16 protein-coding genes are annotated in these 16,871 nt (G+C 30.1%); 8 read left to right on the top strand and 8 right to left on the bottom strand.

The window, feature by feature from the left end; translation table 11 throughout:
- Positions 1-4 precede the first annotated feature (4 nt).
- From IPM32_01395 to IPM32_01375, 5 genes are read left to right on the top strand one after another with little or no spacing between them, the layout of a single operon-like run.
- Positions 5-430, top strand: a complete 426-nt coding sequence (locus IPM32_01395) for a hypothetical protein (protein ID MBK8943900.1) — start codon at positions 5-7, stop codon at positions 428-430.
- A gap of 11 nt (positions 431-441) precedes the next feature.
- Positions 442-1,011, top strand: coding sequence for a YceI family protein (locus IPM32_01390; protein MBK8943899.1), 570 nt, complete (start codon positions 442-444; stop codon positions 1,009-1,011).
- 13 nt (positions 1,012-1,024) lie between these two features.
- Positions 1,025-1,879: a hypothetical protein gene (locus tag IPM32_01385; protein ID MBK8943898.1), complete on the top strand. Its 855-nt coding sequence runs from the start codon at positions 1,025-1,027 to the stop codon at positions 1,877-1,879.
- 18 nt (positions 1,880-1,897) lie between these two features.
- Positions 1,898-2,092 (top strand): DUF2892 domain-containing protein, encoded by a 195-nt coding sequence (locus IPM32_01380; GenBank protein ID MBK8943897.1) that lies wholly within the window; start codon positions 1,898-1,900, stop codon positions 2,090-2,092.
- Between the two features lie 13 nt (positions 2,093-2,105).
- Positions 2,106-3,497: a T9SS type A sorting domain-containing protein gene (locus IPM32_01375; GenBank protein MBK8943896.1), complete on the top strand. Its 1,392-nt coding sequence runs from the start codon at positions 2,106-2,108 to the stop codon at positions 3,495-3,497.
- A 53-nt stretch (positions 3,498-3,550) separates the two neighbouring features.
- On the opposite strand, the gene argH is transcribed toward IPM32_01375, so the two are convergent.
- The 7 genes from argH to IPM32_01340 form a co-directional block, all read right to left on the bottom strand.
- Complete coding sequence (gene argH / locus IPM32_01370; protein ID MBK8943895.1) at positions 3,551-4,924, bottom strand: argininosuccinate lyase; 1,374 nt, start codon at positions 4,922-4,924, stop codon at positions 3,551-3,553.
- A gap of 143 nt (positions 4,925-5,067) precedes the next feature.
- Positions 5,068-6,291, bottom strand: coding sequence for an argininosuccinate synthase (locus IPM32_01365; protein ID MBK8943894.1), 1,224 nt, complete (start codon positions 6,289-6,291; stop codon positions 5,068-5,070).
- Positions 6,292-6,303: 12 nt separating this feature from the next.
- Entirely contained in the window at positions 6,304-6,762 is a 459-nt protein-coding gene (locus IPM32_01360) for an arginine repressor (protein ID MBK8943893.1), read from the bottom strand.
- A complete protein-coding gene (locus tag IPM32_01355) occupies positions 6,747-7,952 on the bottom strand; it encodes an aspartate aminotransferase family protein (GenBank protein MBK8943892.1) in 1,206 nt (401 codons plus the stop codon). The genes IPM32_01360 and IPM32_01355 overlap by 16 nt, the downstream gene beginning before the upstream one ends.
- Positions 7,942-8,694, bottom strand: coding sequence for an acetylglutamate kinase (gene argB, locus IPM32_01350; protein ID MBK8943891.1), 753 nt, complete (start codon positions 8,692-8,694; stop codon positions 7,942-7,944). Before argB ends, IPM32_01355 begins: the two co-directional genes overlap by 11 nt.
- Before the next feature lie 10 nt (positions 8,695-8,704).
- Entirely contained in the window at positions 8,705-9,943 is a 1,239-nt protein-coding gene (argJ, locus tag IPM32_01345) for a bifunctional glutamate N-acetyltransferase/amino-acid acetyltransferase ArgJ (GenBank protein ID MBK8943890.1), read from the bottom strand.
- Positions 9,936-10,961 (bottom strand): N-acetyl-gamma-glutamyl-phosphate reductase, encoded by a 1,026-nt coding sequence (locus IPM32_01340; GenBank protein ID MBK8943889.1) that lies wholly within the window; start codon positions 10,959-10,961, stop codon positions 9,936-9,938. Before IPM32_01340 ends, argJ begins: the two co-directional genes overlap by 8 nt.
- Before the next feature lie 574 nt (positions 10,962-11,535).
- Between IPM32_01340 and IPM32_01335 the strand changes: the two genes are divergently transcribed.
- On the top strand, positions 11,536-13,035 hold the full coding sequence (locus IPM32_01335) for an OmpA family protein (GenBank protein MBK8943888.1): 1,500 nt from the start codon (positions 11,536-11,538) through the stop codon (positions 13,033-13,035).
- A gap of 55 nt (positions 13,036-13,090) precedes the next feature.
- Here IPM32_01335 and IPM32_01330 read toward each other — a convergent pair whose 3' ends face one another.
- Positions 13,091-13,510 (bottom strand): DUF1801 domain-containing protein, encoded by a 420-nt coding sequence (locus IPM32_01330; protein MBK8943887.1) that lies wholly within the window; start codon positions 13,508-13,510, stop codon positions 13,091-13,093.
- Between the two features lie 125 nt (positions 13,511-13,635).
- On the opposite strand from IPM32_01330, the gene lepB reads away from it, so the two are divergent.
- Positions 13,636-14,523, top strand: coding sequence for a signal peptidase I (gene lepB / locus IPM32_01325; protein MBK8943886.1), 888 nt, complete (start codon positions 13,636-13,638; stop codon positions 14,521-14,523).
- Positions 14,524-14,762: 239 nt separating this feature from the next.
- On the top strand, positions 14,763-16,868 hold the full coding sequence (locus IPM32_01320; protein ID MBK8943885.1) for a methyl-accepting chemotaxis protein: 2,106 nt from the start codon (positions 14,763-14,765) through the stop codon (positions 16,866-16,868).
- Positions 16,869-16,871: the final 3 nt, after the last annotated feature.

The following is a 16,871-nucleotide window of genomic DNA, read 5'->3' as shown; positions in this document are numbered from 1 at the left end:
AAATATGAAAACTATCAAATTTCTTTACATACTGTTTCTAATTTCATTTGTAATTTCTTGCGAAGAAAACATCACCACGGAATGTGAAGATGAAAAACAAAATTTAACTTCGATTACAAAATTTTCAGATATCCAGACAAATGTTTTTAACGTAAGTTGTGCATTATCCGGTTGCCATGTGGGATCTTCTTTAAGTGCCGGTTTGGATTTATCGAACGGAAAAAGTTATGAAGAACTTGTAAATAAAAGCAGCGCACTAAATCCAAATTATAAATTAGTTGAAGCGGGGAATAGTGAAAATAGTTTTCTTATAAAAATGCTAAAACACACCGGTGAAGGAACATCTCAAATGCCGCCATCCGGAAAATTAAGTAATTCTGTAATCGATTCAATTTCAGCATGGATTGACAGAGGAGCATTAAATAACTAATGAGGTTTGCTATGAAATCAAAAATAATTTTGTATTTGTTTATTTCTTTTGCTTCAATCTTAAATTTAATTGCTTCGGAATTTCATGTAAAAAAATCCGAAAAAAATTCTGTTAAATTTATTTCGGATGCGCCGATTGAAGACTTTGAAGGAGTTACAAATAATATTGATGGATATCTTTATTATGAAGATGATCTTGAGAAAAATAGTCAGTTGCATTTTGAAGTTGATTTAAGAACTCTTGATACCGGAATTGGCTTACGAAATAGACATATGCGAGAAAATTATTTGGAAACTGAAAAATATCCAATGGCTGCATATTCCGGAAAAATTATCAAGTCGGAAAAAATCTCTGACAAAAAATATAAAGTTTTTGTGAACGGTGAAATGAATATTCATGGTTTAACCAAAAAACAAAATGTTGAAGGAATACTGGAATTTATTGGAGAAGAAGTAAAAATTTCATCAAATTTTATTGTTAAACTATCAGATCACAAAATCGAAGTTCCAAGTTTGATGTTTATGAAGATTGATGAAAATATGGATTTACATCTAAATTTTATTTTAGAAAAAGCAAAATAAATATGGAGTGATAATGCAGAAAGTCGGAATCATACTGATTCAAAAATTGATATTAATTTTAATTTGCTCAGTAACAATAATTGCACAAGAAAATAAAATTTCATGGAAAAAAAATGAAGTGAAAACATCCGAGCAGTTACATCTATTTCACTCAACACACGCAATAAATTTGCCGACATCTGAGACAAATCAAAAGGGAGATGTTGAATTTGAAATCTCTCATAGATTTATTCCAACTTTAAATGAGGGAATTGATGCTCTTTATGGTTTTGATGGTCCCGTAAACATTAAGCTTTCGTTAGGTTATACTTTTTCGGATTATTTTGTTGCAACAATTGCAAGAAGTAATGTTGATGATAATTTATTACTAAAAGCTAAATATCAATTACTTCAATTTGAAAATGAATTTTTTCCTTTTCAGTTTGCCGTTGAAGGGGGAGCGGCATGGAATACTGATCCTGTTGGAAGAAAATCAAATCATAATAAAAATTTTCAGTATTACGGACAATTGATTTTTAATTCACTTATTCAACATAAATTAGGAATTGGTTTTGTTCCAACATATTCTTACAACAGTCATATTTATTGCCCGGAAAAGAAATACTCATTTACATTCGGAACATATGTTCAGTATTATATTTCAAGTTTATTGAGTGTTCTTGCTGAATGGAATCCAACTGTTACGGGATTTAGAAATAAATACAACTCTTTAAGTTTTGGTGTTGAATTAGAAACGGGTGGACATTTCTTTAAAATTATTTTATCAAATAATACGAATCTAAATCCAACTCAATTTACTACCGGTGCTGATTTACCAATTTCTATGAAAAATTTGAGAATCGGATTTAACATAACAAGACTTTTATAAAAACCAATTGGAGGATTTATGAACAAAAATGTTGGCGGTATAGATAAGAACATAAGATTATTATTAGGAGTTTCAATAATAATTATTGGCTATTTAAATAATTCATGGTGGGGAGCAATTGGCATTGTTCCAATATTTACAGCATTAATCGGATGGTGTCCGTTTTATGTTCCATTAAAATTATCAACATTATCAAAAAAAGAAAAAAATTAGAAAGGTTGATTCAATGAAAAAGTTAATTTTGACTTTGTTAGTCATTTCCCTATTTACATTAGTTAATATTTCAGCAAGAGATTTTAGAGTTGCACAAATTCCAAACGGAAATAAATTTAGTTGTAATACTTGCCATACAAATGGCGGAGGTACTCCAAGAAATGCATTTGGGCAATTGGTGGAAAGCAATTATTTAGACGGTTCCGGAAATGTATTATGGAGTAAAGATTTAGCTATGATTGATTCCGACGGAGACGGATTTACAAATGGTGAAGAATTACAAGATCCTAAAGGGACTTGGATTTCAGCTACACCAAATCCGGGAAATTCAAGTTTAGTAACAAGTCCGGGAAACATTTCTAGTTTACCAAGTGCAAATATTTTGATTGCTAATAATTCAACTTACGGAAATATACTTACAGATATTGCCGGAAATACACTTTATTTTTTCTCAAAAGATGCATTTGAAGCTTCAGTTTGTAACGATCAATGCGAAGTTAATTGGCCAGTATTTTATAGTGAAAATATATCTGCTGGCGGTAATTTGAATCAGTCGGATTTTGCAACAATTCTTAGAGAAGATAGTAGTAAACAAACAACATATAAAGGTTGGCCATTATATTATTTCTTTAATGATTTGTCATCTGGTGAAACTAAAGGCGAGAATGTAAATGGAGTTTGGTTTGTTGCTAAACCAGAGTATTCTATTATGCTTGTTAACAATCAACTTTTAGGACACAATGGATTACAATACAATGGAAATTATGAGCAAGGACAAGAAGAAATTCAATATTTTGTAGATGGATATGGCAGAACTTTATATACATTTGTAAATGATGAATTTGATAAAAATAAATTTACTAAAGAAGATTTCAGTAATAATGCAGTTTGGCCAATTTATGAAACCGAGAACATTATTGTTCCATCGAATATTGATACTTCACTCTTTAATGTAATTGATGTTTTTGGAAAGAAACAACTTTCTTACAAAGGCTGGCCATTATATTATTTTGGTCAAGATAGTATGATGCGAGGATATAATAAAGGAATAAGTTTCCCGTCACCCGGAGTTTGGCCGGTTGCCAAAATTGATATTGGAATTGCAACAGATATTTTGGAAGAAAAAAATCCTAATATTTCATCATCATTTAATTTAAGTCAAAATTATCCAAATCCGTTTAATCCTTCAACAACAATAAATTTTTCAATTCCGGAAGCATCAATTGTTAAAATTAAAATTTATGATATTATTGGTAGGGAAGTTGCAACAATCTTAAATAAAAATTTATCAGCTGGAAGTCATGAATTACCGTTTGATGCAAGTAGTTTGGAAAGTGGAGTTTATGTTTACAGAATTTCAGCAAATAATTTTTCTGATTCAAAGAAAATGATTTTGATGAAGTAAAAAAGTAAAATGAAAAAGCCGAATTATTTTATTCGGCTTTTTTATTAAAATAATTATTTGCTTAATAATTTTTTCCAGTTGTAAATTGAATCAATAACAAATTTAGGATTTGGCGAGCCGAATGTTTTTTTATTTTCTAAACAAGTTTTTGCGGATAAATAATTATAAACATCATCTTCAAAAAGTGGAGTGAAATTTTTATATTCCTCCAAAGTAATTTGATGTAACTTTTTGTTTTCTTCAGTTGCAAATTTTACAATTTTTCCTAAAATGTCATGAGCATCTCTAAATGGAATTCCTTTCTTAACTAAATAATCAGCTAAATCTGTTGTCAGCATAAAGCTTCCGTCAATTTCATCAACAAATCTTTCTTTATTTACTTTCATACTTTTTATCATTTCCGACATTAAAAAAACGGAATCGAAAAGTGTAAAATATGAATCGAACATTCCTTCTTTATCTTCTTGTAAATCTCTGTTATAACTAAGAGGAAGTGATTTTATTGTAGAAAGAAGTGCAAAATAGTTTCCAAAAGTTCTTCCGTTTTTTCCTCTAATTAATTCAGCTAAATCCGGATTTTTCTTTTGAGGCATTAGCGAAGAGCCGGTTGTAAATTCATCACCAAGTTTTATAAAATTCCATTCGTATGATGTCCATAAAATTATTTCTTCACTCAATCTGCTCAAATGCATCATTGCCAAATTGCATGAATGAAGAAAATCTAAAATAAAATCTCTGTTGGAAATAGAATCTAAAGCATTGTTTGATATTTTTGAAAATCCTAATTCCCTTGTTGTTAATTCTCTATCTAACTCAATTGTAGAACCTGCTAAAGCACCCGAACCTAAAATATTTTCATCTGCTTGAGAAAATGAAAAGTTAAGTCTTGCTTTATCTCTTTCCAACATTTCAACATAAGCTAACAAATGAAATGCAAATGAAATTGGCTGCGCTCTTTGTAAATGTGTGTAACCCGGAATTATTGTGTGAGTGTTTTCTTCTGCAACATTTATTAAACTTTTTTGAAGATTTGAAATTTCAGATAATAAATTATTTATTGCATTTTTTATCCAAAGCCTTACATCTGTTGCTACTTGATCATTTCTGCTTCTTCCTGTGTGAAGTTTTTTTCCAACATCGCCAATAATTTTTGTAAGTTCATTTTCTATTGCTGAATGAACATCTTCAAATTCAGTTACATTTGGATTCCAAGTTCCTTCATTAAATTTAAACTGAATTATATCAAGAGTTTGTTGAATAGATTTATTCTCAGTAGTTGATAGAATACCAATTTTGTTAAGCATATTTGCATGGGCTTTACTTACTTTAATATCCCATTCGAGTAAATTTATATCATATGAAAGTGAAGAAGAAAAAGCTAAAGCTTTGCTGTCAAATTTTTTATTGAATCTCGAACCCCACAACATTTGGTATCTCCGTTGAAGTGAATTGTGAAAAATACAAATAGTAAAAAACAAAAATCAAACAAACATTAAACAAAAAAGACAAAACACAAAATCACTTTTTTGAGTTATTTGCATTTTGTCTTTTGAAATATTACGGTTATATTTTATAAACTTTTTACTTTATCAAACTCTTTTTTTGTGTGTTTAGTTATTACTTGATGCGGTAAACTTGTAATGTTTATAAAGCCTTCGGCATCTTTATGATTAAATGTATCTTCTTCTGTGTATGTTGCCAACTCTTGATTGTACAAACTATTTTCGGAAACTCTTGAAAGAATTTTTATTGTTCCTTTATAAAGTTCTAAAGTTACATCACCGCTTACTCTTTCTTGAATTTTATCAAAAAATGCTGTTAATGATTCAAATAAAGGTGTGAACCAAAATCCGTCATAAATTAAATTTGCATAAGTGTTTGATGCATTTTGTTTATATCTGAATGTATCTTTATCCAAAGTGAGTTTTTCTAATTGTCTGTGAGCTTCATGTAAAATAATTGCTCCGGGTGCTTCATAAACTTCTCTTGATTTAATTCCAACAACTCTATTTTCAACAATATCTAATCTTCCAATTCCATGTTTTCCTCCAATATCATTCAATGTGCTAACCAATTGAGCTCCGGACATTTCAACTCCGTCTAGCTTAACTGGAATTCCTTTTTCAAAAGTAATTTTAATAATTTCAGATTTTTGCGGCGCATCTTTCGGATTTGTAGTAATTTGATATGCATCTTCCGGTGGTGCTTCTGAAGTATCTTCTAATATTCCGCACTCGGTTGCAATTCCCCAAATGTTTTCATCAATTGAATATAATTTTTGAAGATTTGCAGAAATCGGAATATTATTTTCTTTAGCATAAATTATTTCTTCTTCTCTGCTTTTAAATTCCCAAGTTCTTAAAGGAGCAAGAATTTGAATGCTTGGATCTAATGTTTTCATTCCGACTTCAAATCTCACTTGATCATTTCCTTTGCCGGTACAGCCGTGAGCAATCATATTTGCATTTTCTTTTTGTGCAATTTCAACCATAAGTTTGGCTAATAAAGGGCGACCGATAGCTGTTGCAAGCGGATATTCTCCTTCATAAAGAGCTCCGCCTTTCAAAGCTTTAAAAGCATATTCTTCAATAAATTCTTTTTGCAAATTAACTACGTATGCTTTTGAAGCTCCGGTGCTTAATGCTTTTTCTTCAATATTAACTATTTCAGATTTTTGTCCTAAATTTCCGGTAACTGTAATGATTTCAGCATTGTACTTTTTACTTAACCATTTTACCATTACACTTGTGTCTAATCCTCCGGAATAAGCCACAACTATTTTGTTGTTTTGCATCTTATTAATACCTCATTTTTTATAATTATCTGTAATTAAATTCTTTAGGATTTCAAGAATTTTTTCAATGTTGGCAACTTTATTTGGAATGATTAAAACCGTATCATCGCCGCCAATTGTTCCTAAAATTTCTTCTCTGTTTAAACGATCAATATAATGAGCAACTCCTTGAGCCCTTCCAGCAAGGGTTCTAAGAACTATCATTGATTCATTCTGGGCAATATTTAAAATTTCTAATCCCACAAGTTTGGCAATTTCTTTGCCATAATCTGTACTGCTTAAAATATATTGAACGCCCAAATTTGTAAAAGTTCTTATTACGCCTAAATCAGCAAAGTCTCTGCTCAATGTTGCTTGGGTGATTGTAACTCCTTCGTTCCCAAGAAGTTTTAGAATTTGTTCTTGATTAGATATAATTCTCTCTGTAAGAATTCTTTTAATTTTGTTTTGTCTAACTAATTTTGATGACATAATTCTTCACTTTGGTTTGTTATTAAATTATCGATTATTAATACATCCATAAATTTATTAACAAATTGATCAATATGTAACTCCTCAATAATAAATGGCGGAAGAATTCTTAAAACATTATTTCCGGCAGTTCCTACAACAATTTTATGATCCATTAGTTTTGCTGCAATATTTTTTGCATCAACAGACTCAATAAATTCAATACCAATCATTAATCCAACTACTCTAATTTCTTTTATAATAGGTATATTTTTTTGATTTAATTTATCTGAAAATAATTTTCCAAGTCTTTGATTATTGAGTAAAACTTCTTCAGTAATTAAGTCTGAAACTTTATTTGCTACTGAAATTGAAATTGGATTACCGCCAAATGTTGAACCGTGGCTTCCGGGTGTAATTGCTTCTGCGACTTTCTCTGAACAAATTACTGCGCCAAGTGGAAGTCCGTTTGAAATTCCCTTTGCAAGCGTTACAATATCCGGAATAATATTACTGTGCTGATAAGCAAAGTATTTTCCCGTTCTTCCGTTTCCGGTTTGAATTTCATCAATAATCATAAGAATATTTTTTTCATCACAAATTTTTCTTACATTATTCAAATAATTTTCTGAAGGAATTAAAATTCCGTTTTCACCTTGAATTGGCTCAAGCATTATGGCAATTGTTGTTTCATCAATTGCATTTAAAATTACTTCAGAATTATTATAAGGAACACTAACAAATCCCGGAGTTAAAGGATGAAAACCTTCCCATAGTTTTTCTTGTGCCGAAGCAGATAAGCTTCCGTAGGTTCTTCCGTGGAAACTTCCCTTTGCAGAAATTATTGTTGATTTTCCATTGCCGAATTTTCTGGCAAATTTAATTGCAGCTTCATTCGCTTCTGTTCCGGAATTGCAGAAAAATACTTTGTCTAATCCAGATTTCTCGCATAGTTTTTTAGCTAGTTCTTCTTGCGGAGTTGAAGTAAATAAATTTGAAACATGCCAAAGATTATCAATTTGTGTAATTGCAGCGTTTACTAATTTTTTATTTTTGTGTCCAAATCCGGTTACTGCAATTCCGCATAAAAAATCTAAATATTTATTTCCATCTTTATCAAATAAATAAACTCCGTCTCCCTTAACAAATTCAACGGGATTTCTTTTATAAGTATTTACTTGATAACTTTTATTTTCCGAATTAGTTGACAATCCAAGTTCCTTTTACGTGATTATTATTTATTTCATTGCCAATCCAAATATTGCTCACACCGTTTGATAATAAATTCAAACAAGAATTAATTTTTGGAATCATTCCGTTATTTATTTCACCGGTTGAAATTCCGTTTTTAAGTTCATTTGCTGAAAGAGAATTTTGATATTTTCCGTTAAGAATTACGCCTTCAATATCTGAAACAAAAAATACAGAATCAGCTTTAAGCAATTTTGCAATTGCACCGGCGAATAAATCTGCATTAACATTCATTAAATTTCCGTCTTTGTCTCTGCAAATACTTGAGAAAACCGGAAGTACATCATCTTTTAATAAATCTTTAATCCATTTTGCATCATCAAGATTTGAAATAGGATTTCCTACAAATCCCAATTTATCATTAACATATTCAGCCACAAACGAATCCATATCAATTCCGTTTAACCCAATTGCTTTGATTCTATATTTATGCAAATATGCCGTTAGTTTACTGTTTATTAATCCGCCTTGAACCGCCGCGGTAATTTCCATAGTTTCTTTGCAAGTAATTCTTTGCCCTTCAAAAAAATCAGATTTTATTCCCATTTTTTCTGCCCATTCGGTTATTAGTTTTCCTCCGCCGTGAATTAAAATAACCGAAGAATATTTCTGTTGTAAATTTTTTATAAGATTTACACCAGCCATTGTAGATGTAAATTCTTCTAAATATTTACCGCTGATTTTTACGATTGCTAAATTCATAATATTTCTCTTAAGTTCTGTAGTGAGCGTTAATTTTAATATATTGTTCGGAGTAGTCGCAAGTCCACCAAGTTGTGTTTGCATTACCGTCATTTAAATCAAGAGTAATTGTAATTTCTTTATTCTCTAAAATTTTTGCTGCTTCTTTTTCTACATCATTGATTTTATAATTTGGAGACATTAAAATTAGATCATCAAAATAGAGAGTTACTTTTTCCGGTTGAATATTTGCGCCGGAACTGCTTGCTGCAGAAATAACTCTTCCCCAATTTGGATCACCGCCATTTATTGCAGTTTTAACAAGAGGAGAATTTGCGATTGCTTTCGCAATTATATTTGCATCTTTATCTGTTGGCGCATTTGTAATATTTAGTGTAATAAATTTTGTTGCACCTTCTCCATCTGCAACAATTGATTTAGCCATTTTGATTGATAAATCTTTTAACGCTGAAACAAATAATTGGTAATCTTCGGTATTTTCTAAAATTTCAACATTGCTCATTCCGTTTGCCAATAATAAAACCATATCGTTTGTGCTTGTTTCGCCATCGACAGAAATTTTGTTATAAGAATCATTTACGGATTCCGTTAATGCAGATTGCAATAATGATTTCGAAATTTTTGCATCAGTTGTAACAAATCCCAACATTGTTGCCATATTCGGCATAATCATTCCACTGCCTTTTGCAATTCCGCCAATTATGATTTCACCTTTGGAAAGTTCAACTTTTACGGCAAAATTTTTCTTTGACAAATCTGTTGTCATAATTGCTTCAGCTGCTAGTAATCCTCCATCATAATTTAAATTTTCTTTTAATTGTTGAAGTGAATTTTTAATTGCATCAACATTAAGTTTTAAACCAATTACGCCGGTTGAACTTACCAAAACTTCATTTTGATTTACACCTAAAATTTCTGCACAACTTTTTTGAACAGTTAACGCATCTAAATGTCCGTCAACTCCGGTGCAAGCATTTGCGTTTCCGGAATTGCAAATAATTGCTTTAACCGTTGAATTGTTATCAGTAATATTTTTCGAAATTGTTACCGGTGCCGCAGCAGCTTTATTCAAAGTGTAAACTCCGGCAGAAACTGCGGAGACTTCAGAATAAATTAATGCTAAATCTTTATTTTTCTTTTTTAATCCGCAATGAATTCCAGATGCTTGAAATCCTTTTGCGGAAGTAACCGAGCCATTTTCAATATAAGATATTTTTGTTTCCACTTCGGTAATTGATGAGTTAGACATTTTCAAATTCTTCCTTAAAACTTTTTATTCCCAATGATTCTTTCCAGCCGAAAATTTTATTCATATTTTGAACTGCTTGACCGGAAGCTCCTTTAATTAAATTATCAATTGCAGCGGTTGCAATTATTTTACTTTTTGCAACTTTAACATTTATATCGCAATAATTTGTACCAATAACCCATTTTAATTCGGGTGGAGTTTTTCTCAATCTTACAAATTCTTTTTCTTGATATTGATTTGTAAAAATTTCATCAATTTCATTTTGCTGAATTTTTGAACTAAGATGAAAAATTGTAGTTGAATAAATTCCGCTAAAAACTGGTAACAAATGTGTTGTTAAAGAATATTCAATATTGGAATTAAATTTTTTCAGTTCTTGTTCAATTTCAACTTCGTGTCTGTGAGTTCCAACATTATAAGCTTTAACGCTGTTGTAATTTTCTGCAAAGAGCAAATCGGTAGAAGCTTTTTTTCCGGCTCCACTTAATCCGGAGTAAGAAATTGTTGAAATACTTAAAATATCATTTCCGAAATTTTTAACTAATGGAATAGATGAAAGCAAAGCGGCAGTTGGGTAACATCCGGGATTTGCAATTAAATTTGTTGTATAATTATCAAAAATATCAGCGAGACCATAAATTTTTGAATTAAGTAATTCCGAAGAAGAGTGTTCCAATCCGTAAGTTTGTAGAAATAAATCTGCATTATCTAATCTATAATCTGCACCAAGATCAATAACTTTTTTATTCGCAATAATCAAATTTGGAATATATTTAAAAGATTCTCCATGAGGCAATGCGAAAAAGTAAACATCATGGGTTAAATCCAAATTCTCAATACTTTTTATAATTTGATTGTCAACTTCACCAACTAAATCCGGAAAAACATCATGAATTGTTTGAGATGCACTTTTATTTGCATAAATATTGAATTCCCCAATATTTGGATGTTGGCTACAAAACTTTACAATATATTTTCCCGTGTAACCGGAACCACCAATGATACCGACCGAAATCATTTCTTCCCTTTGAAATTTTTTGAATTAATTAAATTGACGATATGTAAAATTATTCCCCCTAAATGGGGCGCGGTGGCATACTATGTAAACTTTCAAATCTTGAAAGTTTGTTTGTGGTGGCAATATAAATATTTATAAAATTCATATAGGAAATTATCGTAAAAAAAAGTTCGGCAGACAAGAATAAATTGTGTAAAAATTCATCTCCGCAGTCATTAGTATAAAAAATATACAATATTTTGAAATTTCATGCATAAAATTTTCTTAATGTAATTCTTATCAAAAATCTTAATAGAATTTTTTATTAAATATATTTGGTTAAATCAAGCAAAAATAGATAACTTATCCTAATTTATTAAATCCAAGTTGTTAGTTTTATTATTGTAATATTTTTGTATTAAAATAGTGTTATGATATTAATAAAATTAAATATTGTTTAACTTTGAAAAAAATATCAGTAAATTTTATTTTATAAATGATTTTTTTGTAATATTTTTTTTTGAAACTGAAATTTGCATCTCAAATAATTGAAGAAAAATTTTAAAACATTTCATTCACAAAAAAAGGAAGGGTTATGAAATCAAAACTGTTTGTACTCTTTGTTGCAATTTTAACAATTGTGATAGTAAATCCGGTTTATTCTCAGCTAAACAAACCGGGTTTAGGAGGAGGAGTAAGTTATGGGGGAACTATTGGACAATCCGATTTTAACAATCGCGAAAATGCACATCATTTAGGAAGAGCGTTTTTAAGATATGGTTTATCAGATTATGTTGGAACAGAATTAGGACTTGGTGTTGGAAAAGTATCAGGCACAGATTACCAAACCGTTGTTCATCCGCTTGAATTAAGATTTTTACTTTTCCCATATTCTGTTGATGATTTTGATTATTATATATACGGTGGCGCCGGTTATATGAGATATGAACTTGAGCATATTCCAGATAATGCAACTGCTGGAGAAGATTTGGATGGATGGATGGGTATAATTCCAGTTGGACTTGGTTTTCAATTCAGATTGTTAAAAAATGTTGCGTTTGAAACTACAGCTGGCTACTATATGGCACTTAAAGATAATTTGGAAGCAGTTGTTAACAATGATAATAATGATGGATTTTTCACATTTACAATTGGATTAACAGTAACTGCCAGTGATCCGAATAGAGATACAGACGGAGATGGATTAACTGACGAACAAGAAGAAGAACTTGGTACAAATCCGGAAATTGCAGATACAGATGGAGATGGATTATCCGATGGTGTAGAATTTCTTAAAACCAAAACTGATCCCAAAGCTGCTGATTCTGATGGCGATGGATTAAGCGATGGCGATGAAGTGAATAATTATAAAACTGATCCAAACAAAGCAGATACAGATGGTGATGGATTAAAAGATTCAGATGAAATTAATGTTCACAAAACTGATCCTTTAAAAGCTGATACAGACGGTGATGGATTAAATGATTCTGATGAATTATTAAAATATAAAACTAATCCAATGAAATCAGATACTGATTCTGATGATTTAAAAGATGGCGAAGAAGTTACCAAACATAAAACCGATCCGTTAAAAGCTGATACAGATGGAGATGGATTGTCTGACGGAGATGAAGTTATAAAATACAAATCAAATCCATTTAAGAAAGATACAGATGACGGAACTGTAGATGATAATGCGGAAGTAAAAAGAGGAACAAATCCACTAAATCCGGATGATGATGTTGTAAAAGTTGGTGTTGCAATGGTTTTAGAGGGAATTACTTTTGAAACCGGAAAATCAACAATTACTCCGGAATCTGAATCAACATTGCAAAAAGCGCTGAAAACATTAACAACTTATGAAGATATTTCCGTTGAAATAAGCGGACATACAGATAATGTTGGAAATGCAAAAAGTAATCAAAAATTATCCCAACAAAGAGCAGATGCAGTAAAAGATTGGTTAATTAGTAACGGAATCAGTGCTGAAAGATTAACTGCTGTTGGATACGGTTCTGCAAAGCCAATTGTTGAAAATGACACAAAAGAAAATAAAGCTAAAAATAGAAGAATCGAATTTGCCAGAACAAAATAAGTTTATAAATTTCTTTAAAAAAGGATGCAAAAATTGCATCCTTTTTTTATAAAAATTAATCCCATTTCATATTTTTCATATAATCATAAGCTTTAGAAATTAAATCTTCCAAAACTTTAAAATCAATATCTTCTTCTTTTTTAACATATAAACAACTTTTCCCGGTCTTTACTTTTCCAAGTTTTTCTAAAATTTTTCCATATTGTGAAACATCATAGGTTAAATATAAAGTTACATTTTGTTTCCGCGGAGAAAACCCAACCAAACACATATCTCCTTCATGGCCGGTTTTATATTTATAATGATACGAGCCAAAACCAATAATACTCGTTCCCCACATTTTGGGTTCTTCCTTTGTAACTTTTTTCATTAAGTCAAGAACTTTTAATGAGAGATTTTTTTTATCAGCATCTTCAATTTTATTTAGAAAATTTTCAACATTTGCATCATTAAGCTTTGTTTTTAATTCGTACATAAAATTTCCTTTCTTTTTTTTGAAACGAATCAACTATAAAGTTTGTACAAATATTAGTTTAAATTAAATTTGAAAACCAATTAGAATTTTACACGTCTATTCTGAAGTTAAAAATAGGAATTTAAATGAAAAAAGAAATTAAAAAAGTGAAATTATTGAATCGAATTTCCAGAGAAGTAAAGAGTTTATTTCTTACAGCAATTGTCTTTATTTTTGTTACCTCAGCATTAATTGAAGGCTCAATTGTTCCAACTCCATCAATGGAAAAGACAATTTTGGTGGGTGATAGATTATTTATAAATAAATTTATTTTTGGTGCATCTACTCCAAGCTATATTCCGTTTACAAATATTGAACTTCCGCACTTTAGACTTCCAGCTTTGAGAGAACCAAAAAGAAATGAAATAATTGTGTTTAGATTTCCCGGCGACCAAACTCAATTAGTTGATGATAAAGTTGAATTTTGGGTTAAAAGATGTTTAGCATTACCAGGTGATACTTTGGAAATTAGAAACAAATTGGTTTTTGTAAATGGAAAACAATCACCAATTCCTTCAAATATACTATATCAAAATCAATCAATTCAAAAATTAGGAAATAAAAATTCTAGAATTTTTCCGACTTCAAAAAATTGGAATGAGGATAATTATGGTCCGCTTGTAATTCCGCAAAAAGGAGATAAAATTAATTTAACCTTAGAAAATATTTACGATTGGAAAATGATTATAAATAGAGAATTTGGAAGTGAAGTTGTTCAAATAAATAACGGAGAAATTTTTATTAATGGATTTGAAACGAATGAATATACTTTGAAAAACGATTATTATTTTATGATGGGAGATAATAGAGATAACAGTTTAGATAGTAGATTTTGGGGATTTGTACCGAGAGAAAATATTGTTGGAACTCCAATGATTATTTTCTGGTCGTGGAATTCTGATATACCATTTTCTCAACCATTGAAATTATTAAGCTCAGTAAGATTTGATAGAATTGCAAAATTAGTTGAATAACTTAATCCAAAAGTTGCAAAATTCCAATTCTATAGAAATCCAAAATATTCAAATAAGGTGCATTTTCCATACTTTTTGAAAATTTACGGTGTGATTTTATACTTCATCTTATACCCGGATATTTGCTTAATTAATCCATCCAACAAAAAAATAACAAATCAATTCAACAATTTCGAAAATTATCCGATGCTCTTGTAGGAAAAAGCCTACAATGTTATTCATAAAATATGGACAAAGTAATGCTCAAAAATTTAAATATTAGCAAAAAATTGTTTTTATTAATGACTATTTCGATTTTGATGGTTTTAGTTATAAGCTTATTAGGAATTATGAGTCTTTATAAAAATAATAATTCATTAAAAACTGTTTACAATGATAGAGTTATTCCTTTAAAACAATTAAAACTAATTTCTGATATGTATGCTGTAAATATTGTTGATGCTACACATAAAATAAGAAATAATAATTTTACTCAACAAAATGGCTTAAAAAGTATTGTTAATGCAAAAAAAATTATTACGCAAGAATGGGAAAACTATAGATCAACTTTTTTAACAAAAGAAGAAAAAATTTTGGTTCAAGAAGCAGAAAAACTATTTGTAAAAGCAGATCAAAGTATTGATAAAGTTATCCAAATAATTGAATCGGGAAATAGAGATTTATTGGTAGAATACACAACAATTGAACTTTATCAAGTAATTGATCCAATTACAGAAAAAATTGGAGAGTTAATTGATTTACAATTACTTGTAGCTAAAGAGGAATATAATAATGGAGAATCAATCTTTCAAAATAATATACTTAGCACAATAATTATTGTAATTACTTCAGTTATTCTTTTATCAATATTTTCATTTTTGATAATGAAATCAATTAAAAATCCCATAAGTATTTTAATTAATACTGCTGAAAAATTAAGTGTTGGTAATATTGATGTTAATATTAATGCAAATACAAAAGATGAAATCGGTGAACTTGAAAAGGCTTTCAGTAATATGATTAAAAATATCAAAACACAATCAGAAGTAATGGATAAAATTTCTAATGGTGATATTTCGATCGATGTTAATGTTAAATCTGAGAAGGATGTACTTTCTATTAGCATGTCACAAATGGTTGAAAATTTAAAAGAATTAGTTTCTGAATCATTATTTCTAAATAATGCAGCGGTTAATGGAGATTTATCAATAAGAGGAAATGCACAAAAATTCAATGGAGCGTTTAAAGAAATTGTTTTGGGAATTAATCAAACATTAGATTCAGTAGTAAAACCAATAAATGAATCTGGTAAAGTGTTAGAAGAAATTTCATCCGGTGATCTGCGATCAAGAATGATTGGTGAATATAAAGGAGATTTTTTAAAGATTAAAACCAGTATTAATAATTTAGCAGATTCATTCAATTCGGCACTTTTAAATGTTGCTCAAGCAGTAGATGCAACTGCAAGTGCCAGCGCACAAATTTCTGCAAGTAGTGAAGAAATGGCAGCTGGGGCACAAGAGCAATCATCGCAAGCAAGTGAAGTAGCAGCAGCGGTTGAACAAATGGCGAAAACCATTTATGAAACATCACAGAATACAACTCAAGCTAGCCAAGCAAGCAAAAATGCTGGAAAATCTGCAAAAGAAGGAGGAAAAGTTGTTACTGAAACAATAATGGGAATGGAAAAAATATCGGAAGTTGTGAATCATAGTGCTGAAAAAGTGCATACATTAGGAAAAAGCAGTGATCAAATTGGAGAAATTGTACAAGTTATTAATGATATAGCAGATCAAACAAATTTACTTGCTTTAAATGCAGCAATTGAAGCAGCAAGAGCTGGCGAGCAAGGAAGAGGTTTTGCAGTTGTAGCGGATGAAGTAAGAAAACTTGCTGAAAGAACAACAAAAGCAACAGAAGAAATTGCCGAAATGATTAAACAAATTCAGAAAGATACAATGGATGCAGTAAACACAATGCAACAGGGCACAAATGAAGTTATTAAAGGAAAAGAACTAGTTGAAAAAGCTGGGAAATCTTTAGAAGAAATTATTACTGGAACTCAACAAGTGGAAGATATTGTTAATCAAGTTGCAGCCGCAAGCGAGGAACAGTCTGCTACTTCAGATCAAATAAGTAAAAACATAACTTCAATTAGTAGTGTAACTCAAGAAAGTGCAAGCGGAATTGAACAAATTGCTAAGGCATCTGAGGATTTAAATCGTTTGACGGTTAATTTGCAAGAACTTATTTCACAATTCAAATTAGAAGGTAAGAATATCTATTCTGATAATAATTTCTTGCACAAAAGTTACATCAGTAATAAAAATTTTCATAACAGAGTTATTGAAAAAGAGTTAGTCTAAAAA

It is taken from the genome of Ignavibacteriota bacterium, assembly GCA_016716225.1.
Classification (GTDB): domain Bacteria; phylum Bacteroidota; class Ignavibacteria; order Ignavibacteriales; family Melioribacteraceae.
The sequence above is the reverse complement of the archived record's forward strand: the minus strand, read 5'-3'. Positions and strand labels throughout refer to the sequence as shown.

Excerpts from the sequence above, each read along its gene's own strand:
- argJ (MBK8943890.1), bottom strand. The coding sequence starts at position 9,943 with ATGTCTAACTCATCAATTACCGAAGTGGAAACAAAAATATCTTATATT.
- IPM32_01390 (MBK8943899.1), top strand. The coding sequence starts at position 442 with ATGAAATCAAAAATAATTTTGTATTTGTTTATTTCTTTTGCTTCAATC.
- IPM32_01330 (MBK8943887.1), bottom strand. The coding sequence starts at position 13,510 with ATGTACGAATTAAAAACAAAGCTTAATGATGCAAATGTTGAAAATTTT.
- IPM32_01375 (MBK8943896.1), top strand. The coding sequence starts at position 2,106 with ATGAAAAAGTTAATTTTGACTTTGTTAGTCATTTCCCTATTTACATTA.
- IPM32_01320 (MBK8943885.1), top strand. The coding sequence starts at position 14,763 with ATGCTCAAAAATTTAAATATTAGCAAAAAATTGTTTTTATTAATGACT.
- IPM32_01380 (MBK8943897.1), top strand. The coding sequence starts at position 1,898 with ATGAACAAAAATGTTGGCGGTATAGATAAGAACATAAGATTATTATTA.
- argB (MBK8943891.1), bottom strand. The coding sequence starts at position 8,694 with ATGAATTTAGCAATCGTAAAAATCAGCGGTAAATATTTAGAAGAATTT.
- IPM32_01365 (MBK8943894.1), bottom strand. The coding sequence starts at position 6,291 with ATGCAAAACAACAAAATAGTTGTGGCTTATTCCGGAGGATTAGACACA.
- IPM32_01395 (MBK8943900.1), top strand. The coding sequence starts at position 5 with ATGAAAACTATCAAATTTCTTTACATACTGTTTCTAATTTCATTTGTA.
- IPM32_01335 (MBK8943888.1), top strand. The coding sequence starts at position 11,536 with ATGAAATCAAAACTGTTTGTACTCTTTGTTGCAATTTTAACAATTGTG.
- argH (MBK8943895.1), bottom strand. The coding sequence starts at position 4,924 with ATGTTGTGGGGTTCGAGATTCAATAAAAAATTTGACAGCAAAGCTTTA.
- lepB (MBK8943886.1), top strand. The coding sequence starts at position 13,636 with ATGAAAAAAGAAATTAAAAAAGTGAAATTATTGAATCGAATTTCCAGA.
- IPM32_01340 (MBK8943889.1), bottom strand. The coding sequence starts at position 10,961 with ATGATTTCGGTCGGTATCATTGGTGGTTCCGGTTACACGGGAAAATAT.
- IPM32_01385 (MBK8943898.1), top strand. The coding sequence starts at position 1,025 with ATGCAGAAAGTCGGAATCATACTGATTCAAAAATTGATATTAATTTTA.
- IPM32_01360 (MBK8943893.1), bottom strand. The coding sequence starts at position 6,762 with ATGTCATCAAAATTAGTTAGACAAAACAAAATTAAAAGAATTCTTACA.